Below are 25990 nucleotides of genomic sequence, written 5' to 3'. Positions count from 1 at the left end.
CAATGGTTGATGGTGCATTTATTATAGAAAAAAGTGTTGTAATTGTTGTCGTTTTTGCGGTAACAATGATTATGGCAATGTATTCTACCTGGGCAGAACGTAAAGTTGCCGCTTTTCTTCAGGATCGTGTTGGGCCAAACCGTGCAGGTTGGGGAGGTTTATTACAACCGCTTGCCGATGGTATGAAATTATTCTCGAAAGAAGAATTTTTCCCAAACACACCAAATAGATTTTTATTCGTTGTAGGTCCGGCAATTGCCATGAGTACAGCTTTGATGACAAGTGCTGTAATTCCGTGGGGAGACAGACTTCATCTTTTTGGAAGAGATATTATTCTTCAGGCAACTGATGTAAATATTGCTTTATTATACATTTTTGGAGTCCTTTCTGTTGGAGTTTACGGCATCATGATTGGTGGATGGGCTTCTAACAATAAATTCTCATTAATGGGGGCTGTTCGTGCAGCTTCGCAAATGGTTTCTTATGAAGTTGCTATGGGATTATCGATGATTGCATTATTGATGATGACCGGAACAATGAGCTTAAAAGAAATTTCATTACAGCAGCAAGGAATGAACTGGAATGTTTTTTATCAGCCTTTATCCTTTTTAATTTTCTTAATTTGCTCATTTGCAGAAACTAACAGAACTCCTTTTGATTTGGCTGAATGTGAATCTGAATTAATTGGAGGTTACCATACTGAATATTCTTCTATGAAAATGGGATTCTATTTATTTGCTGAATACGCTAGTATGTTTACTTCTGCAACTATCATTTCTGTATTGTTCTTTGGAGGTTACAACTATCCGGGAATGCAGTGGATGGTAGAAAATGTTGGTGTAAATACGGCTAACTTATTAGGAATTGCTGTATTATTTGTAAAAATATGTTTCTTCATATTCTTTTACATGTGGGTACGCTGGACAATTCCAAGATTTAGATATGACCAATTAATGAACTTAGGCTGGAGAATTTTGATTCCGCTTTCGATTATTAATATTATGATTACGGGCGCTGTTATTTTAAGACACGATATCGCAGCAGCTTTAGGATTCTAAGAACCGTAATGCCCTAGCCCTGATAGAAGCGGCATCCTTTTATGGTGGGGTTCACCATAAAAGATACAGCGGATAGCAGGATTAAGCTTCAAATAAAAATAAAATAGATTTTGAATTTGATTGACCTCAAATTGTAAATCATAAATCATAGATTAAAAAATGTCAATAGAAACTATATCATTATCGGGTAGAAAAAAAGTGGTGTCAAATAAGGACATGACTTTTATTGAACGATTGTATCTTGTGGCGATTGTAAAAGGTTTGGCGATTACGCTTAAACACCTTTTTAGAAAAAAAGTTACGATTCATTATCCGGAGCAAGTTCGTGAGATGAGCCCGGTTTATCGCGGTCAGCACATGTTGAAACGTGATGAACAAGGTCGTGAAAATTGTACTGCCTGCGGATTATGTGCTTTATCATGCCCTGCAGAAGCGATTACAATGAAAGCTGCGGAGCGTAAGCCAGACGAGAAACATTTATACAGAGAAGAAAAATATGCTTCGATTTATGAAATAAATATGCTTCGTTGTATTTTCTGTGGTTTATGTGAGGAGGCTTGTCCAAAAGATGCTATTTATTTGACAACTTCTAAGGTTTTAGTTCCTGCAAGTTATGAAAGAGAAGATTTCATCTTTGGAAAAGACAAATTAGTGATGCCTTTAGAAATGGCTATTAAAAATTCACAACTTAATAACGCTAACTAATGATACATATTCCTGATTTCGCAAACGCAACTCCTGTATGTGTTATATTTTGTATTTTAGCGTTTATTACGGTAATAACTGCATTTTTAACCATTTTTAGCCGAAACCCAATTCACTCTGCTATTTATTTAGTGATTTGTTTTTTCTCTATTGCTGGTCATTATTTATTATTGAACTCTCAATTTTTAGCTGTTGTACATATAATAGTCTACTCTGGAGCGATTATGATTTTGTTCCTGTTTACGATTATGTTGATGAATCTTAATGAACAAAAAGATGTTCACCGACCAAGGATTACACGTTTGGGAGCTGTTGTTTCTTTCTGTTTAATTGTTATTGTTTTAATTGCAATTTTCATCAATTCTAAACCAATTGTTGGAGATTATGATTCGACTGGAGAAGATTTCCAATCTATTAAAGTATTGGGTAAAATATTGTTGAACGAATATATGGTGCCTTTTGAATTTGCTTCGATTTTACTTTTGGTTGCGATGATTGGAACTGTATTATTGTCTAAAAAAGAAAAATTAAATAAATAATGGGTAATATATTAAATCAAATAGGTATTGAAAATTACATCTTTTTAAGTGTTGTACTTTTTTGTATTGGTGTTTTTGGTGTATTGTACAGACGAAATTCAATTATCGTTTTCATGTCTATCGAGATCATGCTAAATGCAGTAAACCTTTTATTTGTGGCTTTTTCAACTTACCATCAGGATGCACAAGGACAAGTTTTTGTATTCTTTTCGATGGCGGTTGCTGCTGCTGAAGTTGCGGTAGGATTGGCGATTTTAGTTTCTATTTTCAGAAACATCGGTTCAATTAGTATCGATAATTTAAAAAATTTAAAAGGATAAAATAGAAATGGATACCAATTTAGCTTTAGTTTTAGTTTTAGCTCCTTTTTTAGGATTTTTAATCAATGTTTTCTTTGGAAAAAGCTTAGGAAAAACAGTTTCCGGAATTATCGGAACTGCTGCCGTGGCTGTTTCTTTTATAGTAACTCTTGTTCTTTTTAATCAAATAACTTCAACCGGAAAAGGAATTGAAGTTACTTTATTTGACTGGATTCAAATTAGTAATCTAAAAATCAATCTTGGATTTTTATTAGATCAATTATCTGTCCTGTGGTTATTATTCGTAACCGGAATTGGATCTTTGATTCACTTATACTCTATCAGTTACATGCACGACGATGAGAATATGCACAAGTTTTTCGCATATTTAAATCTGTTCGTATTCTTTATGATTACGCTTGTAATTGGAAGCAACTTATTAGTATTATTTATTGGTTGGGAAGGTGTTGGACTTTGCTCTTATTTACTAATCGGATTCTGGCATAAAAACCAGGATTATAACGATGCAGCAAAAAAGGCTTTCATTATGAACAGAATTGGAGATTTAGGTCTTTTAATTGGAATGTTCATTATTGGTTCAATGTTCTCAACATTAGATTATGCAACTTTAAAAACTGCAATCGCTGGAGCAACAAATTTAAATTTACCATTACTTTCTTTAGCAGCCTTATGCTTGTTTATTGGAGCTTGTGGTAAATCTGCTCAAATTCCGTTGTACACTTGGTTACCAGATGCGATGGCGGGACCAACTCCTGTTTCTGCATTAATTCACGCTGCTACGATGGTAACGGCTGGTATTTTTATGGTAACGAGACTTAACTTTGTTTTTGATCTTGCTACAGATGTACAAACGGTAATTGCAATTGTTGGAGCGATAACCTCGTTAGTTGCGGCTACAATTGGTTTAGTACAGACTGATATTAAAAAAGTATTAGCTTACTCTACAGTTTCTCAATTAGGATTAATGTTTTTGGCATTAGGATTTGGGGCTTATGAAGTAGCTGTTTTCCACGTAATCACACACGCTTTCTTTAAAGCTTGTTTATTCTTAGGATCTGGTTCCGTAATTCACGGTTTACACGGTGAGCAGGATATGCGCAAAATGGGTGGATTGCGTAAAGCAATGCCAATTACTTTCTGGACCATGTTGATTTCTTCATTGGCAATTTCAGGAGTTCCGTTTTTCTCAGGTTTCTTTTCAAAAGATGAAATTTTATTGACTGCTTTCCACCACAGTATTCCATTATATGTTGTTGGATCTGTAGCTTCAATCATGACAGCTTTCTATATGTTTAGATTGATGTTCTTAACTTTCTTTAAAGATTTTAGAGGAACTGAAGAGCAAAAACATCATTTACATGAAAGTGACGGTTTAATTACGTTCCCTTTAATGATTTTAGCTCTTTTAGCAACTTTTGGAGGATTAATTAGTTTACCTGGAAACAGCTGGTTAAATGAATATTTAGCGCCTCTTTTCACAAAAGTAGCTGGTGAAGAACATCATTTAGGCGCAACTGAATATACTTTAATGGGAGTTGCTGTTTTAGGCGGATTATTAGGAATTTTAATTGCTTACATCAAATACTTCAAACAAGATAATGTTCCTGAAGCAGACGAAAATATTACAGGCTTAACAAAAGTGTTGTATAACAAATATTATGTAGATGAAATTTACGATGCGATTTTTGTTCGTTCTATAAATGCATTATCAAGATTTTTTAGAGACTATATCGAAACCGGATTATCTGCAGTTGTTTTTGGATTAGGAAAAGCAGCAAACGAATTAGCGTTTCAGGGTAAAAAGCTTCAAACAGGAAGTATCGGATTATATCTTTTTGCTTTTGTTTTAGGTCTTTGCGCGATTGTTTCTTATATATTTTTAGCTCAATAATTTTATAACTATGAACGTTTCTCTTATATTAATTATTCTTTTAGTTGGTGCATTTATCACCTATTTTGCTGGTGACAAACTCGCTTCAAAAGTAGCTTTGTTCTTTAGTTTAGCAGCTTTAGGCTGTTCGGTTGTATTGTTAAACCATTTTAATGCTGGAGAAAATATCAGCCTTATCAATGCGTGGATCAATCAGCCTAAAATTTCATTTGCGCTAAATGCTGACGGTTTAGGTCTTGCCATGCTTTTATTGACAACGGCTTTAACTCCAATTATTATATTCTCATCTTTCGGGAATGAATATAAAAATGCTAAAGCTTTTTATGCTTTGATTTTATTTATGGCATTTGCAATGACAGGAACTTTCCTTGCTGCAGATGGTCTTTTATATTATATTTTCTGGGAGTTGGCTCTTATTCCTATTTACTTTATTGCTCTTATTTGGGGTAACGGTGATGCTGAAGAACGCAGAAAAGCAGTGGTTAAATTCTTTATTTACACACTTGCAGGTTCCTTATTTATGTTAACTGCTTTTATCTATTTATACCAAAAAGCAGGTTCTTTCTTAATTGAAGATTTATACAAAGTACAATTATCTGCTTGCGAACAGCTTTGGATTTTCCTTGCTTTCTTCTTAGCTTATGCAATTAAAATTCCTATTATTCCTTTCCATACATGGCAGGCAAATGTGTACCAAAAAGCACCAACTGTTGGAACAATGCTTTTATCTGGTATCATGTTGAAAATGGGATTATATAGTGTTATTCGCTGGCAATTGCCAATTGCACCTCTTGCTGCAAAAGAATACATGAATATTTTTATTGCTTTAGGAATTGCAGGTGTTATCTATGGTTCAATCGTAGCTTTGAGACAAAAAGATTTAAAGAAATTATTAGCTTATTCTTCTCTTGCTCACGTTGGATTAATTGCAGCAGGATCTTACACTTTAACTCTTGATGGTTTCCGCGGAGCAGTTTTACAAATGATCGCTCACGGTTTTGTGGTAGTTGGTTTATTCTATGCTGCAGAAATTATCTACAGAAGATTTGAAACTAGAAATATTAGCGAATTAGGCGGAATCCGTACACAATCTCCAAAATTCACATCTATGTTTTTAATTTTGGTATTGGCATCTGTTGCTTTACCAACTACGTTTAACTTTGTTGGAGAGTTTACTGTACTATACAGCCTTTCTCAAATAAACATTTGGTTTGCTGTTTTAGGCGGAACAACGATTATTTTAGGAGCTTACTATATGTTGAAAATGTTCCAAAACGTAATGTTGGGCGAAACAAATTCAAAAACTTTTGCAGATGTTTCTGTTAACGAAGGAATTTCTTTAGTTGCGATTATTGCTGTTTTAATTTTCTTTGGATTTTATCCAAAACCAATTACAGATTTGATCACTCCAAGTTTAGAAACGATTTTAAACGTTATCAATAAGAATTAATATTTTAAATAAAATAAATTAGGGCGTTTTAGATTTCCTAAATCAAAAAAACAAAAATGAATACATTAATAGCTATAACAGGATTGGGTATTTTCTGCCTATTGTTTGAAATTCTAAATTTTAGAAAAGGCATCGTTCCGTTTACCATTTTAGGTTTATTGGGAGTTTTGGCACTAAACTTTTACGAATTTGGAACAACAGCAAGTTATTACAATAACATGATTACAGTGAGTAAATTCTCGACTGCTTTTTCATCATTGTTTATTATTTTAACTATTTTCCTTGTAGCATTAAGCCATAATTTTTACGAAAATCATCAGACAAAAATCTCTGATTTCATTGCTATAAAAATATTTTTATTAGCCGGAGGTGTTGCCATGGTTTCTTTTGGAAACTTAGCCATGTTTTTCCTTGGAATCGAAATTTTATCTATTGCATTATATGTTCTTGCAGCGAGCGACCGTTTGAATATTAAAAGTAATGAAGCAGGTATGAAATATTTCTTGATGGGATCTTTCGCATCTGGAATTATCTTATTCGGAATTTGTTTGATTTATGGAGCTATGGGAACTTTTGATATTGCAGAAATTCACGAAAGTTCTTTATCTGCTGAGTTACCAATCTGGTTTCCTATCGGAATGATTTTAATGACTATTGGAATGTTCTTTAAAATTGCTGCTGTACCTTTTCACTTTTGGGCACCGGACGTTTACGAAGGTTCTCCAGCTTTAACAACTGCTTTAATGAGTACGTTAGCAAAAGTAATAGCGATTGCAACATTATTTAAATTAGTTTCAGGATTGAATTTAATTCCTTCTTTAGAAAATCAAGATCTTTTAGGAACATTTGAAAATATCATTCTTGTAATTTCAATTGCTTCTATGACCGTTGGAAATATTATGGCTTTGCGTCAGGTAAATGTAAAACGTATGCTGGCATTCTCTGGAATCTCTCACGCAGGTTTCATGTTAATTACATTCTTAACTATTGCAACTTCTGCAGGAGTTTTATTGTATTACACTGCTGCTTACGCTTTAGCCGGTATTGCTGCATTCAGCGTTATTTTATATGTATGTAAAAATCAGGATAACGAAGACATCACAAACTTTCACGGTTTAGGAAAAACAAATCCGTTATTGGCTGCAATCTTGACAGGTTCATTATTGTCTATGGCAGGTATTCCGATTTTCTCAGGATTCTTTGCAAAATTATTCTTGTTTGATCAGGCACTTCATGCTGGTTATGTAGCTATTGTAATTGTTGCAGTAATCAACTCTATTATAAGTGTTGGATATTATTTCAAATTAATCTTGGCAATGTATTCTAAAGAACCAAACGAAGAACGCACAGGAAAACCATTCCTTATTTATGCTGTTGCAATTATTTCTATCGGTTTAAATATTGCTTTAGGTTTATTCCCTTCATTAGTTTTAGATTTATTGAACTAAAAATTCAGATTAAAAAATATACAAATCCATCAAGAGTTTCTTTTGGTGGATTTTTTGTTTTACAGCAGTTTTCAAAAGAAAATTTCATGTTAAAAATTTAAAGTTAAATTACAGACTTCAAAAAAACTCCATATATTTGGGTTCACTAAAAGCATAAAAACTATGGCCTTCAATTCAAAAAATCCTTTTTTAAGTAACAAGCGTTTTTCATCAAATGCTGTTTCAAGAGCTGAAGAAGTACACGAAGCAAAGATTATTGATTACAATCAGGAAATGACTTTGTCTGGTACGATTAATAAAACAGCTATTTTATTTTTAATATTATGCGGCGCTGCTATGGTAACATGGTGGATGGCATTTAACGGGATTAACATTATGCTTCCTGCTATTGGAGGTGCAATTGTTGGATTTGTTCTTGTTTTAATTTCTGCATTCAAACCACAATTATCACCATATCTTGCTCCGGGTTATGCCTTATTTGAAGGGTTATTCATTGGAGGTATCTCGGCTATTTTTGAAGCTATGTATCCTGGAATCGTAATAAACGCAGTTGGAGCCACATTGGTTACCTTTTTAGTTTGTTTAGGTTTATATAAATTTAAAATCGTAAAAGTTACAGAACAATTCAAATCAGTTGTAATTGCTGCTACTTTGGCAATCGCTACTTATTATCTAATTTCATGGATTGCTTCTTTAATTTTTAATTTTACCCCTGTTCATTATGGAAATGGAATGATGAGCATAGGAATTAGCGTTTTTGTAATTATAGTTGCAGCCCTAAATTTATTTTTAGATTTCGATCTTATTGAAAAAGGTGTTCAGGAAAAAATGCCAAAATTTATGGAATGGTATGGAGCAATGGGATTAATGATTACATTAGTTTGGTTGTATATCGAATTTTTAAGATTATTATCTAAACTAGCAAGTAACAAATAAGAACTAAAAAATCTTCTTTGTCCACATAATTAAAAAGCCTTTTTGAAATTCAAAAAGGCTTTTTTTTATGCTTTATATTTTAATAATTAGTTTGCAAGTTCAAAATAGAAATAGACATAAAAGAAATCTTTTTCTTACTAAAAATAAATTTTAACAAAAATAGATTTAAAAGTTATAAAAAATAAATTTTAAAAACACGTCCGCTTTTCCTTCTCTAAAATATCAATAAAATCAGGCGCTAGCTTAAAATATTTTAACATGTAATAAATTACAATTAATGCAATAAATTACATTTTAACTAAAATATTATTGATTATTTGTTCATATATGTTTTTTTAAGACAAAATAAATAAGAATATCAAAATTTTGTATAATTTAGTGTAATCGATTACAATTTCGCTTGTAGTCGAGAATCACAAAAACCACAAAAAACTTTTATTAATGTCTAACTTAAACAATTATGAAAAAAAACCTACTTTTTTTAGCTATGTTTTTTATTGCTGCCCAAACTTGGTCACAGCAAATTAATGAAGCCAGCGGATGGCTTGAATCCGTTTTTGTAAAATGGCAGCCTGTAAGCAACGCCCAAACGTATAATGTATATTATACAGGCGAAGGAATTGTTGACAGAAAAATTGACAACCAGCTTATAAGAAGCTATGGAAGTTATTTTCGTGCCGATATTCCGGGTTTAAAAGCCGGATCTTATACTGTAAAAATCAAACCGGTTATTTCTGGTGTTGAAGGAACTGGTACTGCAACAAGTTCATTAACAGTTAAAGCACACGATCGATCTGGATTTGCTTTTGCTAATTCACGCGTTCCCGGTGCCTATAATGCAGACGGAACTCCAAAAAGTAATGCTGTAATTATTTACGTAACTGAGCAGACTAAAAATACCGTTTCGCTTGATGTAACTGGTGCGACAGCAAATCCTTGTGTTGGATTGCAAACTATTCTTGACGGTTACAAAAAAGGTAAAGAATTAAAACCTATAATTATTCGTATGATTGGTCAAATTACCGATTTATCTTATATGATGAGCGGTGACATTGTTATTGAAAACAGCAAAAATGCTTCGGCTTATCTTACTCTGGAAGGAATAGGAAATGATGCTGTTGCAGATGGCTGGGGAATAAGAGTTAAAAATGCATCAAACATAGAAATTCGAAATATTGGAACAATGAACTGCGACAGCGGCGAAGGCGACAATATAGGCTTACAGCAAGATAATGATTATGTTTGGGTACATAATTGTGATTTCTTTTATGGAAATGCCGGAAGCGATGCAGACCAGGTTAAAGGAGACGGAGCTTTAGACTGTAAAAAATCTACTTATATTACCTTTTCATACAATCACTTTTGGGATTCAGGAAAAAGTAATCTTTTAGGTTTAAGCGAAGGAACAACAGCTGGTTTATATATTACATATCACCACAACTGGTACGATCACTCTGATTCTCGTCATCCGCGTGTGCGTTATTATTCTGCTCACGTCTATAACAATTATTATGATGGAAATTCGAAATACGGTGTTGGATCAACTTTAGGTTCTTCTGTTTTTGTAGAAGCCAATTATTTTAGAAATTGTAAATATCCAATGCTGACTTCCATGCAGGGAACAGATGTTTACAATGGTGCAGAGGGAACTTTTTCGAGCGAAGACGGCGGAACTATTAAAGCTTTCAACAACACCATGAGCGGACAAAATCGTTTTGTAGGGTACAATGCATCAACTTATCCTGTTGAATTTGATGCTTATGTAGCATCAACCAGAAATGAAACCATCAGCAGTAGTATTACATCAAAAAAAGGCGCTAAAACGTATAATAATTTTGACACGAATTCAAGTGTAATGTATTCTTATACGCCTGACAGCCCGGAAACTGCAAGAACAAATGTTATGCAATATGCAGGTCGTGTGTCTGGCGGAGATTCACAATGGACCTTTAACAATGCCGTTGATGATACTGCCGATGCAGTAAATACAGGATTGAAATCGGCTTTGACAAATTATCAGACTAATTTAGTTTATGTTCAGGATGGAACAAATCCTCCGGCCGGAAATCAAACTTTAACTTCAACCTCTAATAACAATCAAACTGTTACTAGCGGAACTGCTATCGGCGCAATTGTTTTTACTTGGGGAGGAGACGCAACTGATGCTTCTGTGACTGGTTTACCAGCTTCTGGATTGACTTTTGTAAAAAATACTTCGGCTAAAACAATCACAATTTCTGGAACTCCAACTGCAACTGTAAATTATTCAATTGCTACAACAGGAACTGCAGGAACTCCTGCAACTGGTTCTGGAACTATTACTGTAAATGCGACAGGAACTCAAACCCTAACATCAACAAATAATAACAGCCAAACCGTAACCAGCGGAACTGCTATTAACTCAATCGTATTTACCTGGGGAGGAACTGCAACTGATGCCACTGTAACTGGTTTGCCGGCATCTGGATTAACTTTTGTAAAAAACACATCAACCAAAACAATAACTATTTCAGGAACTCCAACTGCAACAGTTTCGTATTCAATTGCAACTACCGGAACGGGAACTCCTGCAACAGGAACTGGAACAATTACTGTAAATACAGGTTCATCTGGAAGTGAAATTCACAATTTTACAACTTCAGGAAAAACAAGTACATTCTACGCAATTACAGGAAATCTTTCTACTACTAAAGGAACGGTTACTTATAATGGTTTGACATTAACGCAATGTTTAAAAATTGAATCTTCTACCAATATTTCATTTACTACAAGTCAGGCTAGTACTTTAACACTTGTTTTTGTAGAAGCATCGGCAACAATAAAAGTTGACAATGTTGACAAAGTAGCTTCAAACGGAATTGTAACAGTTTCATTGGCCGCAGGAAGTCATACAATAACTAAAAAAGATACCTCAAACTTATTTTATATGAGTACGGTTTACAACGGTGGAACGCTTCGTATGGTAAAAATAGAAACTTCTGCTGAAATAGAAAATGAGAAAATATTCGTGTATCCTAATCCTGTTTCAAACATTTTATACGTATCAGATCCAAATCAAAAAATAGAAAAAGTTTTGATCTATAATATTTCAGGTTTATTAGTAAAAACTGTCCAAAAAGGAGCTGAAACAATTGATATCAGTCAGCTTTCAACAGGAACTTATTTAGCAAAAATTTATACTGCCGAAGATTCATTTAATCAAACTATTATTAAAAAATAAACCCTGATAATAATTTATAAAACTAAAGGCTTCCATAATTTGGAAGCCTTTTTTTCTAATATTTAAAAGAGATTTAATTACAAATCAAATTTAATTCCTTGTGCCAAAGGAAGATTCGTTGTATAATTAATCGTATTTGTTTGACGTCTCATGTAGATTTTCCAGGCATCAGAACCAGATTCACGTCCGCCTCCAGTTTCTTTTTCACCACCAAAAGCACCGCCAATTTCAGCTCCCGAAGTTCCGATGTTTACATTCGCAATTCCGCAGTCAGAACCTGTTACAGATAAAAATCTTTCGGCTTCACGTAAATTGTTTGTCATAATTGCAGAAGATAATCCTTGTGCTACTCCATTTTGAAGTTCAATAGCATTATCAACATCACCAGAATATTTAATCAAATATAAGACCGGAGCAAAAGTTTCGTGCTGTACAATAGCAAAAGAGTTTTCAGCTTCAGCAATCGCAGGTTTTACGTAACAGCCGCTTTCGTAACCTTCGCCAGAAAGAACTCCGCCTTCAACCAGAATTTTTCCACCTTCGGCAACTACTTTATTTAAAGCTACAGCATATTGCTCAACAGCATGCGTATCGATAAGCGGTCCAACATGATTATTTTCGTCAAGCGGATTTCCGATACGTAATTGTTTATAAGCCGCTACAATAGCCTCTTTTACTTTATCATAAATACTTTCGTGAATAATCAATCTTCGAGTTGATGTACAACGCTGTCCTGCAGTTCCCACAGCTCCAAAAACAGCTCCAATCACGGTCATTTTAATATCAGCATCCGGAGTTACAATAATTGAATTATTTCCTCCTAATTCTAATAACGATTTTCCTAATCTTCCGGCAACTGTTTGTGCAACAATTTTTCCCATTCTGGTAGAACCTGTTGCAGAAATTAACGGAATACGAGTATCTTTTGTCAATAGTTCGCCTATTTTATAATCGCCGTTTATCAAACAAGAAATTCCTTCTGGAAGATTATTTTCTTTGATAACCTGAGCAATAATATTTTGACAGGCAATTCCGCAAAGAGGTGTTTTTTCAGAAGGTTTCCAAACGCAGACATCTCCTGAAATCCAAGCCAAAGCTGTGTTCCAAGACCAAACAGCAACCGGGAAGTTAAACGCAGAAATGATTCCAACAACTCCTAATGAATGATATTGCTCATACATTCTATGTCCTGGTCTTTCAGAATGCATTGTCAACCCGTGCAACTGACGAGATAAACCAACGGCAAAATCACAGATATCGATCATTTCCTGAACTTCTCCGTAACCTTCCTGCAATGATTTTCCCATTTCATAAGAAACCAATTTACCAAGAGCTTCTTTATTTTGACGTAATTTTTCTCCAAACTGACGCACGATTTCTCCACGCTGTGGCGCAGGAATTAATCTAAAAGTTTTGAATGCCTCAGTTGCTGAACGCATTACTTTTTCGTAATCTTCAAGAGTTGAAGTTTTTACAGATGCAATTAATTTTCCGTCTACAGGTGAAAAACTATCTAAAATTTCTCCTGATGAAAAGTTTTCTACTCCAGTTGAAGTTCCTTCGTTAACTAGTTTAATTCCTAGTTTTTCCAAAGCTTCATTCATGCCAAATTGTGATGCTATTGTTGTCATTGTAACTTTTTTAGTTAAAATTGTTATATTTTTATGTAAAGATATTATTTTAGAATTAATTTCAAATGATATTGAACTATTAAAGACAAAGTAAATTTAGCGTTATTTTACAAGTATTAACGCAAAGCGATCCTGATATATTCGGTAAATTTGATGAAATTTGCATTTCTAAAATTATAAATATGACCAGTTTCAGTCGGCTTTTGCTTTGTTTTGTTTTAATTTCATCTAATGCTTTTTCTCAAAAAGAACAAAAATCTTCTTTTCAAATTGTTCCTTTAGGAATAAAAGGCGGAATCGACGAGAAAAATCTTTCGGCTTATTTAATTGCACCAGCAAACACAAAAGATTTTGTTTGTCTGGATGCTGGAACGGTAAATGCCGGAATTGAAAAAGCAATTGAAAACAAAGTCTTCAAAGTTTCAACCAGCGAAGTTTTACGAAAATATATAAAAGGATATTTGATTTCGCATGCCCATTTAGATCACGTTTCTGGCTTAATTATAAATTCTCCTGCCGATTCTTCTAAAACAGTTTACGCAACTGAAAAATGTATGGAAATGATGGAAAACCATTATTTCAACGATCAAACCTGGGCAAATTTTGGAGATAAGGGAGTTGGTTTTCCGTTGAAAAAATATCACTTTCAAACTTTAAATATAAATAAAGAAACGCCGCTTTCGAATACAACAATGACAGTTAAAGCTTTTCCTTTAAGTCATGTTAATCCGTTTGAGAGTACTGCTTTTTTAATTAAAAATGAAGATAATTATGTTTTGTATTTAGGAGACACAGGCCCTGATTCTGTAGAAAAAAGCGATAAATTAAAAGCTTTGTGGACAGCGGTTGCACCTTTGGTTCAAAGCAAACAATTGAAAGGTATTTTAATTGAAGTTTCTTTCCCAAATGAACAGCCGGACAAATTTTTATTTGGACACTTAACTCCAAATCACTTAATGACTGAACTTCTTGTTTTGGAAGAATTAGCTGGAAAAGGTTCTTTGAATAATTTCAAAATCATTATTACGCATTTAAAACCGCCTGCTAAAAATATTGCTAAAATTAAAGAGCAGTTGAAAAGCCAAAATGATTTAGGATTGAAGATTATTTATCCTGAACAAGGGAAAAAAATTGAGTTGTAGTCTAAATAAGTTTTTTTCTTTTCAACTCTAATAACATCTCCTCATGAGTAATAAAATTACCGTTTCTAAGGTCTTCTTTTCCTTGTTCAATTTCTGCCTTTAAGTGTGACAAGAAATCCTCTTCTGAGTTAGTAATTATATTTGTATTTGAGTCCTCTAACTTTTTTGAATCCTTCATTTTAATATTTTAAATTATTTCTTACATTAATAATACCTAACAAATTTTCAGAAATTTATTAGGGGCTTAACTTACTTAATCTAAACCCGACAGGTTTTAAAAACCTGTCGGGTTTAATATTCGTTCCTCGAGATCAATAAATTACTTCTTAGCTGTAAATCTAGGATCAGTTTCCATTACGGTTCCGCATTTATCGCAAGTTCTTAATTCTTCTGAATTGTAGAAATGTTCGAAATGAGGAAGAAAATCTTTTTCGATATTATGCAGTTCAAAATACACTTCGTAAAGTTTGTGATTGCAATTATCACAATGCCAAAGTAAACCGTCAGTATATCCTTTTCCGGCACGTTTACGCTCAATTACTAATCCTATGGAACCTTCTGAACGAACTGGAGAATGCGGAATTTTAGCGGGATGTAAATACATGTCTCCGGCATTTAATTCCATTTCCTTGCGTTCTCCATCTTCCTCAATTACAACTTTTATACTTCCTTCTAATTGATAAAAAAGTTCTTCGGTTTCGTTATAATGATAATCTTTTCGTGCATTTGGTCCGGCAACAATCATTACAATATAATCGCCTGAGTCAACATATAGATTTTTATTTCCAACTGGTGGTTTTAGTAAGTGTCGGTTATCTTCAATCCATTTTGTTAGATTGAATGGTTTTGTTATAGCCATTTTTTTTCAGAATTTATGAAAAGCTAAGGTAATGAATTTGTAGAGACGCACCGCAGTGCGTCTTAACGGTTTTGACTATAGGAACGTAGACGCACTGCAGTGCGTCTCTACAATTTCTCTCGTATTAAATAAATATAAACCGGAAAATGATCGCTAAAACCAGCTTCGGTTAAAGTATTTCTTAACGGATATCCTTTGTATTTTCCGGAAGTTTGAATTAGATAAGGTCGATTAAAAATCCCTGCTTTCCAGAATTTAAAACTTGAAAAATCATGCTCAATAAAAGATTTCGTCATTATGATTTGGTCAAAAATATCCCAGGAATCTCTAAAGGCTAAAGTTCCCGTTCCTTTTTCTGCCATTTCTTCAAATGGATTATAAACCCCTAATTCTGGAACGTCTGCTTTTTTTGCTTTTGCACCTAATTCGGTTTTTATGCTTTTATTAAAAGGTCCGTCATTTAAATCTCCCATTGTAATAACTTTTGCCATTGGATTTATCTGCTGAAGGGAATCGATAATTTTTCGATTTAGTCTTCCTGCTGCTTCACGAAACGGACTACTGGCTTTTTCTCCGCCAGATCTCGATGGCCAGTGATTGACAATAATATGAATTTCTTCATTATCTAAAAAACCAGTCACTAAAAGCTGATCTCTGGTAAAAACTCGATTTTTAGTATCTATTTTGACTTCAACATCACCTAAATCTTCATTTTTATCTCCCTGAAGAATCGGTTTGTTTTTATAGATCAATAATGGAATATTAGCATAAGAAGTCGGCCTGAAATATTTCTTTTGATACAAAAGCGCCACATCAATTCCGCGCTGATCGGGAGAATCAAAATGGATAATTCCGTAATCGTAAGATGCTATTTTTTCTTGTTTGATTAAATCTTCCAAAACGCCGCGGTTTTCAACTTCAGAACAGCCAATTAAAGTAGGTGCATTAGAATTTTCAGGAGTTCCAATTTCAGAAATAACTTTGGAAAGATTTTTTAGTTTTTGTTCGTATTTTTCTTTTGTCCAATGCTGAGCCCCATCTGGTGTCCATTCATCATCATTTGTACTGGCATCATCATAAATATCAAAGAGATTTTCGAAATTGTAAAAGGCTGCGGTGTGAATTACATATCTTTTAGATTGTGCATTTGCAATAGAAATAAAAAAAAGAATCAAATAAAAATTAAAAATATGGCGCATAGCTTTAGTAAATTAAAAAATATCGAATTTATAAAATTTAATTAATTTGTAAGAAATTTCTAAATGTTTAATTTTGTTTTTACTTTTTTATATTCAATTTGTCATGTAACTTGCTGACTCAATTTATTGTCTTAAAAAATGAAAAAAAATCTTTTATTTCTAATTCTATTTGTACTTTCTAATTTTTGCTTTGCTCAAAAAAACAACAGGTTTATTGATAGTATTAGAGTAAAATATAGGATTCCAGAAGTAAGTTACGCAGTGGTTTCTTCTGATTCTATTTTAGAAATAGCTGCTTTGGGAAATAAAAGAATTAATACAAATCTTAAAGCTGATTTATCAGATAGATTTCGCTTAGGTTCGATTACAAAAACAGTAACGAGTTATATTGCAGCGATTTTAGTGAAAGAAGGAAAAATAAAATGGGATACTAAATTTTTCGATTTATATCCTGAATTAAAACCAAATAGTAATCCTCTAACCTATAATTTTACACTAAAAGACTTCCTGACATTTCGTGCCAATCTTGGTGTTTGGTCTTACGGAAACGAAACTCCAACTCAAAAAGAAATAAAAGGAAATGATCAGCAGCAGCGTTATGAATTTATTAAATGGTTTTTTAAACAAAATACTGTTTTAGAAAAGCAGGATATTTATTGGTCAAATCCAAGTTATGTGGCAGCAGGACTTATGTTGGAGAAAACATCTGGAAAAAGTTATGAAACCCTGGTTAAAGAATTAGGCAGTGATTTGAAAATTGATTTTGATTTTGGTCAGCCAAATTTAAAAGATCAAAATCAGCCTTGGGGACATGATGAAAATTTAAAACCAGAAAAACCTGCGTTGAATTATAAATTAAACTGGCTTTCATCTGCAGGAAATATAAATGTTAATTTGCCTGATTATTGTAAATTTACACAAATGCAGCTTCAGGGTTTATTAGGAAAATCAAAAGTATTAACTGCCGAAGATTTTAATTTAATGCATTATGGTTTACCTGAATTTTCTTTTGGATGGAACTCAGAAATAAATGAAAAAAGTCATTTACGATATTCATTTCACAACGGAAGTCCGGGAACTTTTTTAACCAAAGTGTATATTTGTGAATCTATAGACAAAGCATTTATTATTTTTTCGAATGTACAATCCGAAGAAACAGATAAAGGCTTAATGCTTATCTTAGATGAACTTCAAAGAAAATATGGAGGCTAAACTATTTAATAAAACATATAATTAAGCAAAAGAAATTATGAAACTACAACCATTACAATACATAAAGAAATACTTTACAATTTGTAAACTGGCATTTCTTATTTTTGCTTTACAATCATTTACCTGTCAATCCCAACAAATCATGATAACACCACCTTATTTACAAAAAGGAGATACCGTAGCACTTTTGGCAACAGCCAGAAAAAATATCGACGACAATTTAAAACCAACTATAGATTTACTTAAAAGCTGGGGTCTGGAAGCTGTTGTTGGAAGTTCAATTGGATTAGATTACCACCAATTAGCCGGAACTGATGAACAGCGTGCTGCCGATTTTCAAAAGCAATTAGATAATCCTAATATAAAAGCTATTTGGTGTGTGCGAGGCGGTTACGGAACTGTGAGAATGTTGGATTTGCTGGATTTTACAAAATTCAAACAACATCCAAAATGGGTGATTGGGTTTAGTGATGTTACGGTTTTGCACAATCATTTAAACACGATGGGTTATAAATCAATTCATGGTGTTATGCCGGTGACGATTCCGCGTGCTACTCCGGCAGCGATTAGTTCAATGAAATCGAGTTTGTTTGGTGAGCCTCTTTCCTATTCTATTGAACCAAGCAGCATGAACCGTTTTGGTAAAGCAACTGGTGAATTAGTTGGCGGAAACCTTTCTATATTATATAGTTTATTAGGTTCTCCTTCTGCAATTGACTGCAAAGATAAAATCTTGTTTATTGAAGATTTAGATGAATATCTGTATCATATTGATCGTATGATGATGAATTTAAGACGTAACGGCTGTATCGAAAATCTTAAAGGAATTATCATTGGCGGAATGACAAAAATGAAAGATAACGAAGTTCCGTGGGGGAAAAATGCATTAGAAATTATAGATGATGTAACTAAAAAATACAACATTCCGGTAATCTTTAATTTCCCGGCCGGACATATTCAGGATAATCGCGCTTTAGTTATGGGAAGTACAATTTCTATTGATGTTAATGCATCTGGAAGTACGGTTACTTTTCAGAAATAATATTATTTCTTAAGCCAAGAAAAAATACCACGCATAAAAAATCTCGCAAAGACGCGAAGTCGCAAAGTTTGAATTTACTTTGCGACTTCGCGTCTTTGCGTGCAAAAAACTTTATCATTAAAATTCAAACCTGAAACAAAAAAGCATGGCAGAACACAATGAACTTGGCAAAAAAGGAGAAGAACTAGCGGTAGAATATCTTGAGCAAAATGGTTATGAAATTTTAGACCGAAACTGGGTTTTTCAAAAAGCCGAAATAGATATTATTGCTCAACAAAATGATGTTTTGGCAATCGTCGAAGTGAAGACAAGATCGAGTTTAGATTTTGGTTCTCCGCAAGATTTTGTGAAGCCAAAAAAAATTCAACTTCTAATAAAAGCAGTAAATGCCTACATAAACTATAGGGAAAAGGATTTTAATGAAGATTTAAATATCCGTTTTGACATCGTTGCGATCCATAAAAACGGGGAATCATTTGCAATTGAACATCTTACTGATGCATTTTATCATTTTTAACATAATTTTTTCTTGTTATAATTGTAACAAATTGTTTTTTTATTTATATTTGCATAGATTTATAACATCAAATTAACTAAACCACACCAATTAAGTTACAAAAAAAAAGAAAAAAAAATTATGAAAACCGTTTCTTCCATCGTCGAAAATTACATCAAAACGAAACCATTTCTCTTAAACGCTTTATCTCTTGGGATTATTAACCTGACTTCTCTTTCTCGGAACATTATGACTGAGTTAGAAAATGAATTTGGCAAAGAAGTAAAACAAGGCGCCGTTGTAATGTCGCTGAAGCGATTGACTGAAGAATTAGATTTTAAATTAAACCATAAAATCAATAAGGTAATCAAGAATATTGGCGAAATCACAGTTAGATCTGAGTTGACAGATTACACTTTTGCAGCTTCTGAAACTGTGTTAAACAAACAAGCTGATTTAATTTCTGATATCAATGCTTTATCTGATATTTTCTATACCTCATCCCGTGGTGTAAACGAAACGAATATTGTAGTAAGCAGCAGTGTAAATCATTTAGTTGAGAAACACTTTATGAGAGAAAAACTAATTCAAAAATTAGATAACCTTGCTTCTATTACGGTAAAATTACCAAAAGAAAACATCGTTGTTCCTGGTATTTATTACTTCATTTTCCAGCGTTTGGCTTGGGAAGGAATTATCATAAATGAGGTAATTTCGACTTCAAATGAATTTACAATTCTTGTTGGAGAAGATCAGGTTGACGTTGCTTTTAAAGTAATTAAAGATTTGAAAAACTAATCGCACAAAATTTAATTTTACATCTTAGAATAAATTCAATTTTCAATAATCCTTTTGTCTTTCTCAAAAAAAGATAAAAGGATTTTTTTACAAATAAGTCTTTTCATTTTTTCAAGCACTTTTATTCCAAATAAGAATATTCTCAAAAAATACATCTCATTATAGTTAATTTTTAAAATTTTAGCCAAAAAGTTATCAACTTGATAAAAAGGGTTTTACTACCGTATTTACTGAGATTTCATTGAAAATAAATCACAAAAAACCGAATTAAGTTTATTTTACCATTATTTGCTGCGAATAATATTTTTATATATTTGCTAACCACTCAACGCATTAGAGTATCGATTTTGATAGTATCGTAATATAATTAGATTTAAATACAAACTAATTAATTTAATGTTGGAAGCCAAAGACTATAGCGACAAATTATTGGTAAGCGAATTAAAAAATGGCAGCGAAAAAGCTTTTCGTTCTCTTTTTGATTTGTATTACCAAGACATTTATGGCTACAGCATTAGCTTATTAAAATCAAAAGAAGCTGCCGAAGAAAATGTACAGGATGTTTTTATGAAAGTCTGGCAGCATCGGGAAAACCTAAACTTAGAACAATCTTTTAAAGCTTATATTTTTACCATTGCCAGAAATCAGGCTTTTAATACCTTGAATAAAGCAGCAAATGATTTGGTATTGAAAGAAGCTGTTTTTTATGAAAGTCAAAAATCGCATGAATACGGAGATTACTCTATTCGCGAGGAAGACTGCAAAAAACTGCGAAAACAGGCAATGAAACAATTACCGCCAAAGCGGAAACAAATTTTTAAAATGTCACGAAAGAAAGGCATGAGTTACGAAGAAATTAGTCAGGAACTCGGCATCTCTATAAATACTGTCCGGAATCAAATGAGTAAAGCATTAGAATCAATGCGAGTCTTTTTTCAGGTTCATGACGAGATTATCTAACCAAAACCAATTTTTAACCAACTAAATCACTCTTTTCGAGTGATTTTTTTTGTTTTAATGAAATTGCCCGCGGGTTTTACGGATGAAACGGGTTTGCGCAGGTTTTATTTATTTTTAGCGTTAGTCATCTTAATGAGGAAAAACTTCTCAAAAAACACGTAATCATTATCAAACATTGCCCGCGGTTTCAACCGCGGGGACGCAATATATAGACAATGTATAATCACGATACGTTTCCCGTGGTTGAAACCACGGGCTATATTTTAAATAAAAAACTCTGCGCAAACCCGTTTCATCCGTAAAATCTGTGGGCAAAAACCGCATTCCTTTTAATTTTTATAAAAAAACTTCTTTTTAAAATCACTTATAAATCAATACTTTACGGTAAATTTTATCTTTTTAAATGTTAAAATTTAAAAATTTACAACGTTTGAGTAGTACTGAAATCGTTTTCGGCTGTATTATATTCAGAACACCCTCTAAAAACAATTCGTAATGAATTCAAATTCTGAAATAAAAAGTCTTTTACAAAAGTTTGTTTTAAACCAATGCACGCCCGAAGAAATAAATGAGGTAGTTGCTTATTATAAAAAAAATCAACTTACTGACGATTTTCCAACGGTAAAAGACATTCAAAATCTTCTTGGCGAAATGCCGAAAATGGATAAACAAACTGCTGATGATATTTTCATGAATATTTTATCAGCTTCAAAAGAAGAAGAATCTGTAATTGAAATGCCAGAGAGAAGATCAAACTTCAGAAAATATATTTCGATTGCTGCTTCTGTAATTGTTTTACTTGGAATTGGTTTCTTCTATAAACAAAATCTTTCAGACAAACCTGCTGAACCAAAATTCGACTTTAAAAGTTCTGATATCGTACTACAATTAGAAAATGGCGAAACACAGATTTTGTCTGAACATAATTCGGCACAAATAAAAGATGCTAAAGGAAATATTGTTGGAAATCAAAGCGGAGATAAAATTGCATACGAAAACAGTTTAGATCCGGAAAAACTAGTTTACAACACGATTAAAATTCCATACGGAAAAAAATTCCGTCTTCAATTATCAGATGGAACTATGGTTCACTTAAATGCAGGAACTACTTTAAAATATCCTGTAAAATTTATCGCTGGTGAAAACAGACAAGTATTTCTGGATGGAGAAGCTTTTTTTGATGTTGCAAAGGATAAGAAACATCCATTCATAGTAAATGCTGACGAATTGAACGTTCGAGTTTTGGGAACGCATTTCAATGTTTCAAATTATCCTGAAGATGCTGCGACAGATGTTGTTTTGGTTGAAGGTTCAGTTGGAATGTATCAGTCAAACGAAGAATTTGATGCTTTAAAAAATACTATTCTAAAACCAGGATTTAAAGGAAGTTTCAACAAAGAAAATGCTAAAATTTCGACTAAAGCGGTTATTACAGATATCTATACTTCATGGATAAACGGCGGACTGACGTTTAGAAATATGACTTTCAAAAATATTATTACAAAATTGGAAAGACGCTACAATGTTACTATTGTAAATAAAAATGAAAAACTGGCCAACGAGAAATTCAATGCAAGTTTCAGCGATGAATCAATTGATAAAGTGATGAGTTATTTCAACGACATTCACGGTATTAATTACACCATAAAAAACGATCAAATACTAATTAAATAACCACTAAAACCAATGAAAATTTATGAAGAACTAAAATTACAGGAATAAAAAAATCGGAAAGAGCTGCGAACAATTTCCGATTAACTAAGTGATTGAATATAACGAATTAACTACAATCAATTAACAAAATTATGAAAAAAAAATCTAAGAATAATGGGTTCCTATACTCATTGTTCCAAAATGACCTAAAATTGAAACTAACTACACTACTTATTTTGGTCGCCATGTTTAATATTAGAGGGAATACTTATGCCCAAAAAACAAAAGTTACCCTTGAATTAAACAATTCAACAATCGAGAAGGTTATTGAGACCATTGAACAAAAAACAGATTTCAGATTTATTTATAAACTGAACGATATCGACTTAGATCGTACGGTTTCTATTTCTGTAAAAGATCAGTCGATATATGTGGTTTTAGATAGAATTTTTAAAGGAACTCCAACTGAATTTAAAATCAGAGATACGCAGATTATCCTTAAAAAACCAGAGCTTAGAACACAGGTAATCGAATTTCAAAAACAAACTGTTTCGGGTGTAATTACCGATGAAAATGGCCTGCCTTTACCCGGAGCTTCTGTTCTTGAAGAAGGTACAAAAAACGGAATGGTTACTGATTTTGATGGTAAATATAAAATTACTGTTGAAAGCACTCAATCTGTAATTATTGTATCATTTGTAGGATATAAAGAGAAAAAAGTAACAGCAAACCAAAATGTAATAAACATTCAGCTTTTTCCAGATGCTACTGACTTACAGGAAATTGTTGTAGTTGGATATGGAACTGCTATAAAAAAAGATGTAACCGGAGCAGTTTCTTCAATTGCTGCAAAAGACATGAATCAGGGAGCGATTGTTAATCCTTTACAATTAATTGCAGGAAAAGCTGCGGGTGTAAATATCACTCAAATTGGAAGTGAACCGGGTTCAGGCCCAAGTGTTCGTATCCGTGGAATTTCTTCTTTAATTGGAGGAAATGATCCTTTGGTTGTTGTGGATGGAATTCAGGGAAACATGGATTTATTAAACCAAGTTCCTCCAAGTGAAATTGAAAGTATCGATGTTTTAAAAGATGCTTCGGCTACGGCTGTTTATGGTTCTAGAGGAGCGCCTGGAGTTATCATTGTAACAACTAAGAAAAACAAAGCCGGAAAAACTACGATTGAATACATCGGGTCAACATCTGTTGATTTTATTCCGAAAAAATTAGACATGCTTGATGCTAACCAATGGTGGGAAACTGCTCAAAAGTATGGCGTTCCTGCATCTTCAAATCACGGATCAAATACAAATTGGTACGGTCTTTTGACAGAAACTGGAATTACACAGACTCATACATTATCATTTGGCGGCGGAACTGATAAATTCAATTACAGAGCTTCTATAACGGCTATTATGCAAGATGGAGTTGTAATTAATTCTAGCAACCAAAAATATATTGGACGCATTCAGGCAACACAATTGGCTCTTGATGACAAATTAAAATTGACTTTTAACTTAAACTCAGGAATAAATAATACAACAAGCAGTATTGGAAGTATTGGTACAGTTGCTTATACATCAAACTTAATCACAAATGCATTATTGGCAAGACCAACAGATCCTGTTTATAATACTGATGGAACTTATTTTACAGATGGAACTGTTTTTCATTATTTAAATCCTTATGCTGCTGCACAAACGGTTACAAATGAAAGACAAGATGATAATTTATTTGGAAGCTTAAAAGCAGATTTAGAATTAGGCAAAGGTTTTACCGCAAACTGGTTTGGAAGCTGGAGAAAAACCAATAGTTCAATAGGATATTACATGCCTGCAGAATCTACAGAAGCGTATGCAGTGGAGCAGCATGGTTTTGCTAATATTAAAAATGATAGACAAAACGAGAAATTAACGAATGTTAGTCTTAGCTATAAAAAGACATTAGGAATCCACACTTTTAATGCATTGGCTTTATACGAATGGCAAAGTCAGACTTATCAGGGTAATTATACTCAGGCAAGAGGTTTTATAAGTGATGAAGCTACTTACAATGCACTTCAGTTTGGTGATTTATCTAAAGTTAGAGCCGGAGACATCAGATCTTATAAAAATGACAGATCGTTAGTTTCTTATTTAGGAAGATTAAACTATTCTCTATTAGATCGTTATTTACTTACAGCAAGTATCAGACGTGATGGTTCATCTGTATTTGGTGCCAACAATAAATGGGGAAATTTCCCGTCAGCATCTGTTGCATGGCAAATTAACAAAGAGTCTTTCATGCAGAATCAAAACCTATTTAGCGAATTAAAATTACGCGTAGGTTATGGTGAAACTGGTAATCAGCAAGGTCTTTATCCGCAAACGTCATTACCATTAGTGGACAGCGCAGGAAATATTTATTTTGGAGGTTCTATCATTACCAATTTTGGTATAGCTCAAAATGCAAATGCTGACTTGAAATGGGAAACGAAAAGACAAACTAATATTGGACTTGATTTTGCTCTTTTAGACAATAGATTAAGAGGTAGTGTCGATGTTTACGATTCTACAACAGATAATCTTTTATTTGATTATACTGTACCTCAGCCTCCATATCCTTACAATAAAATTAAAGCAAACGTAGGAAGCATTTCTAACAAAGGTTTAGAAGCTGCACTTGCATATGATGTTATCAGAACTAATAACAGTACACTTACATTAGCAGGAAACGTTTCTTTTATGAAAAACGAAGTACTTAATTTAAGCGGCAGTATTAATGGTATTCCTTTAAATACAGACTTTGTAAATTGGGGAGCACCGAACTCTTTATTGGTAAAAGGAAAACCAATTGGTTCATTCTATATTTTAGAAAGTACCGGTACAAATTCAAATGGTGTCGAAACAGTAAAGGATCAAAATGGAGATGGTAAAATTGATCAGGGCGTTACAAGTCCGGATCGTTACTATGCAGGTTCAGCATTGCCAACTTACACTTTTGCATTTAATCCGTCTTACAGATACAAAAACTTTGACGCTTCTATGTTGTGGAGAGGTTCTGGAGGAAACAAAATTTACAACAATCTTAATCAAAGGCTAAGTATGCTGGAAAACACTGGTAGTTCAAATGTTTTGGAAAGCGCTCGAGATAAAGGAATTTTTTCTTCTCCATACGGATCTGATGCATGGTTAGAAGATGGTTCATTCGTTCGTTTAGAGAACGTTACTGCAGGATATACTTTCCGTTTTACAGATAAATATGTAGACTCTGTTCGACTTTCACTTACAGGAAGCAATTTACTGCTAATTACAGATTACACAGGTGTTGATCCCGAATTGAATGTAAGCGGAAGTGGTGACCCTAATGATAATTTTGGAGGTGATAAAGGAATTTATCCTCGTACCAGAAGTGTTGCATTTGGTTTGACTGTAAAATTTAAATAGTAAAAA

21 protein-coding genes are annotated in these 25990 nt (G+C 33.1%); 17 read left to right on the top strand and 4 right to left on the bottom strand.

The window, feature by feature from the left end; genetic code table 11:
- Window positions 1-2: 2 nt before the first annotated feature.
- The 9 genes from nuoH to B3C18_RS20375 all read left to right on the top strand — a co-directional run bounded on the left by nuoH (window position 3) and on the right by B3C18_RS20375 (window position 11567).
- Window positions 3-1058, top strand: coding sequence for an NADH-quinone oxidoreductase subunit NuoH (gene nuoH / locus B3C18_RS20415; protein WP_291151063.1), 1056 nt, complete (start codon window positions 3-5; stop codon window positions 1056-1058).
- Between the two features lie 159 nt (window positions 1059-1217).
- On the top strand, window positions 1218-1763 hold the full coding sequence (locus B3C18_RS20410) for a NuoI/complex I 23 kDa subunit family protein (protein ID WP_291151060.1): 546 nt from the start codon (window positions 1218-1220) through the stop codon (window positions 1761-1763).
- Window positions 1763-2302: an NADH-quinone oxidoreductase subunit J gene (locus B3C18_RS20405; protein WP_291151057.1), complete on the top strand. Its 540-nt coding sequence runs from the start codon at window positions 1763-1765 to the stop codon at window positions 2300-2302. The genes B3C18_RS20410 and B3C18_RS20405 overlap by 1 nt, the downstream gene beginning before the upstream one ends.
- Window positions 2302-2622: an NADH-quinone oxidoreductase subunit NuoK gene (nuoK, locus tag B3C18_RS20400; RefSeq protein WP_012023318.1), complete on the top strand. Its 321-nt coding sequence runs from the start codon at window positions 2302-2304 to the stop codon at window positions 2620-2622. The genes B3C18_RS20405 and nuoK overlap by 1 nt, the downstream gene beginning before the upstream one ends.
- Window positions 2623-2629: 7 nt before the next feature.
- The gene (gene nuoL / locus B3C18_RS20395; protein WP_291151051.1) at window positions 2630-4513 is read left to right on the top strand and encodes an NADH-quinone oxidoreductase subunit L; all 1884 of its coding nucleotides are present in this window, start codon (window positions 2630-2632) and stop codon (window positions 4511-4513) included.
- Window positions 4514-4523: 10 nt separating this feature from the next.
- Window positions 4524-5963, top strand: coding sequence for a complex I subunit 4 family protein (locus B3C18_RS20390; protein WP_291151048.1), 1440 nt, complete (start codon window positions 4524-4526; stop codon window positions 5961-5963).
- 56 nt (window positions 5964-6019) lie between these two features.
- Window positions 6020-7411 (top strand): NADH-quinone oxidoreductase subunit N, encoded by a 1392-nt coding sequence (locus B3C18_RS20385; protein ID WP_291151044.1) that lies wholly within the window; start codon window positions 6020-6022, stop codon window positions 7409-7411.
- Between the two features lie 162 nt (window positions 7412-7573).
- Entirely contained in the window at window positions 7574-8347 is a 774-nt protein-coding gene (locus tag B3C18_RS20380) for a Bax inhibitor-1/YccA family protein (RefSeq protein ID WP_291151041.1), read from the top strand.
- Between the two features lie 460 nt (window positions 8348-8807).
- Window positions 8808-11567 carry a T9SS type A sorting domain-containing protein gene (locus B3C18_RS20375; protein WP_291151038.1) on the top strand — a complete coding sequence of 920 codons (2760 nt, stop codon included), beginning with the start codon at window positions 8808-8810 and terminating at the stop codon, window positions 11565-11567.
- A gap of 77 nt (window positions 11568-11644) precedes the next feature.
- On the opposite strand, the gene B3C18_RS20370 is transcribed toward B3C18_RS20375, so the two are convergent.
- Window positions 11645-13198 (bottom strand): aldehyde dehydrogenase family protein, encoded by a 1554-nt coding sequence (locus B3C18_RS20370; protein ID WP_291151035.1) that lies wholly within the window; start codon window positions 13196-13198, stop codon window positions 11645-11647.
- A gap of 182 nt (window positions 13199-13380) precedes the next feature.
- Here B3C18_RS20370 and B3C18_RS20365 point away from each other — a divergent pair, with 182 nt between their 5' ends.
- The gene (locus B3C18_RS20365) at window positions 13381-14340 is read left to right on the top strand and encodes an MBL fold metallo-hydrolase (RefSeq protein WP_291151032.1); all 960 of its coding nucleotides are present in this window, start codon (window positions 13381-13383) and stop codon (window positions 14338-14340) included.
- Between the two features lies 1 nt (window position 14341).
- Here B3C18_RS20365 and B3C18_RS20360 read toward each other — a convergent pair whose 3' ends face one another.
- The 3 genes from B3C18_RS20360 to B3C18_RS20350 form a co-directional block, all read right to left on the bottom strand.
- Window positions 14342-14518 (bottom strand): hypothetical protein, encoded by a 177-nt coding sequence (locus tag B3C18_RS20360; protein WP_291151029.1) that lies wholly within the window; start codon window positions 14516-14518, stop codon window positions 14342-14344.
- A gap of 141 nt (window positions 14519-14659) precedes the next feature.
- Window positions 14660-15199, bottom strand: a complete 540-nt coding sequence (locus B3C18_RS20355) for a 3-hydroxyanthranilate 3,4-dioxygenase (RefSeq protein WP_291151026.1) — start codon at window positions 15197-15199, stop codon at window positions 14660-14662.
- A gap of 107 nt (window positions 15200-15306) precedes the next feature.
- Window positions 15307-16398, bottom strand: coding sequence for an endonuclease/exonuclease/phosphatase family protein (locus tag B3C18_RS20350; protein WP_291151023.1), 1092 nt, complete (start codon window positions 16396-16398; stop codon window positions 15307-15309).
- Between the two features lie 138 nt (window positions 16399-16536).
- Between B3C18_RS20350 and B3C18_RS20345 the strand changes: the two genes are divergently transcribed.
- The 7 genes from B3C18_RS20345 to B3C18_RS20315 all read left to right on the top strand — a co-directional run bounded on the left by B3C18_RS20345 (window position 16537) and on the right by B3C18_RS20315 (window position 25984).
- Entirely contained in the window at window positions 16537-17610 is a 1074-nt protein-coding gene (locus B3C18_RS20345; RefSeq protein ID WP_291151020.1) for a serine hydrolase domain-containing protein, read from the top strand.
- 142 nt (window positions 17611-17752) lie between these two features.
- On the top strand, window positions 17753-18652 hold the full coding sequence (locus B3C18_RS20340; protein WP_256637460.1) for a S66 peptidase family protein: 900 nt from the start codon (window positions 17753-17755) through the stop codon (window positions 18650-18652).
- A 145-nt stretch (window positions 18653-18797) separates the two neighbouring features.
- Window positions 18798-19169 carry a YraN family protein gene (locus B3C18_RS20335; RefSeq protein WP_291151010.1) on the top strand — a complete coding sequence of 124 codons (372 nt, stop codon included), beginning with the start codon at window positions 18798-18800 and terminating at the stop codon, window positions 19167-19169.
- Between the two features lie 120 nt (window positions 19170-19289).
- The gene (locus tag B3C18_RS20330; RefSeq protein WP_012023298.1) at window positions 19290-19946 is read left to right on the top strand and encodes a hypothetical protein; all 657 of its coding nucleotides are present in this window, start codon (window positions 19290-19292) and stop codon (window positions 19944-19946) included.
- 396 nt (window positions 19947-20342) lie between these two features.
- A complete protein-coding gene (locus B3C18_RS20325) occupies window positions 20343-20906 on the top strand; it encodes an RNA polymerase sigma factor (protein WP_291151003.1) in 564 nt (187 codons plus the stop codon).
- A 495-nt stretch (window positions 20907-21401) separates the two neighbouring features.
- A complete protein-coding gene (locus B3C18_RS20320) occupies window positions 21402-22580 on the top strand; it encodes a FecR family protein (RefSeq protein ID WP_291151000.1) in 1179 nt (392 codons plus the stop codon).
- 191 nt (window positions 22581-22771) lie between these two features.
- On the top strand, window positions 22772-25984 hold the full coding sequence (locus tag B3C18_RS20315) for a TonB-dependent receptor (protein ID WP_291150997.1): 3213 nt from the start codon (window positions 22772-22774) through the stop codon (window positions 25982-25984).
- Window positions 25985-25990 lie beyond the last annotated feature (6 nt).

It is taken from the genome of Flavobacterium sp. UBA7680 (assembly GCF_002482975.1).
Classification (GTDB): domain Bacteria; phylum Bacteroidota; class Bacteroidia; order Flavobacteriales; family Flavobacteriaceae; genus Flavobacterium.
The sequence above is the reverse complement of the archived record's forward strand: the minus strand, read 5'-3'. Positions and strand labels throughout refer to the sequence as shown.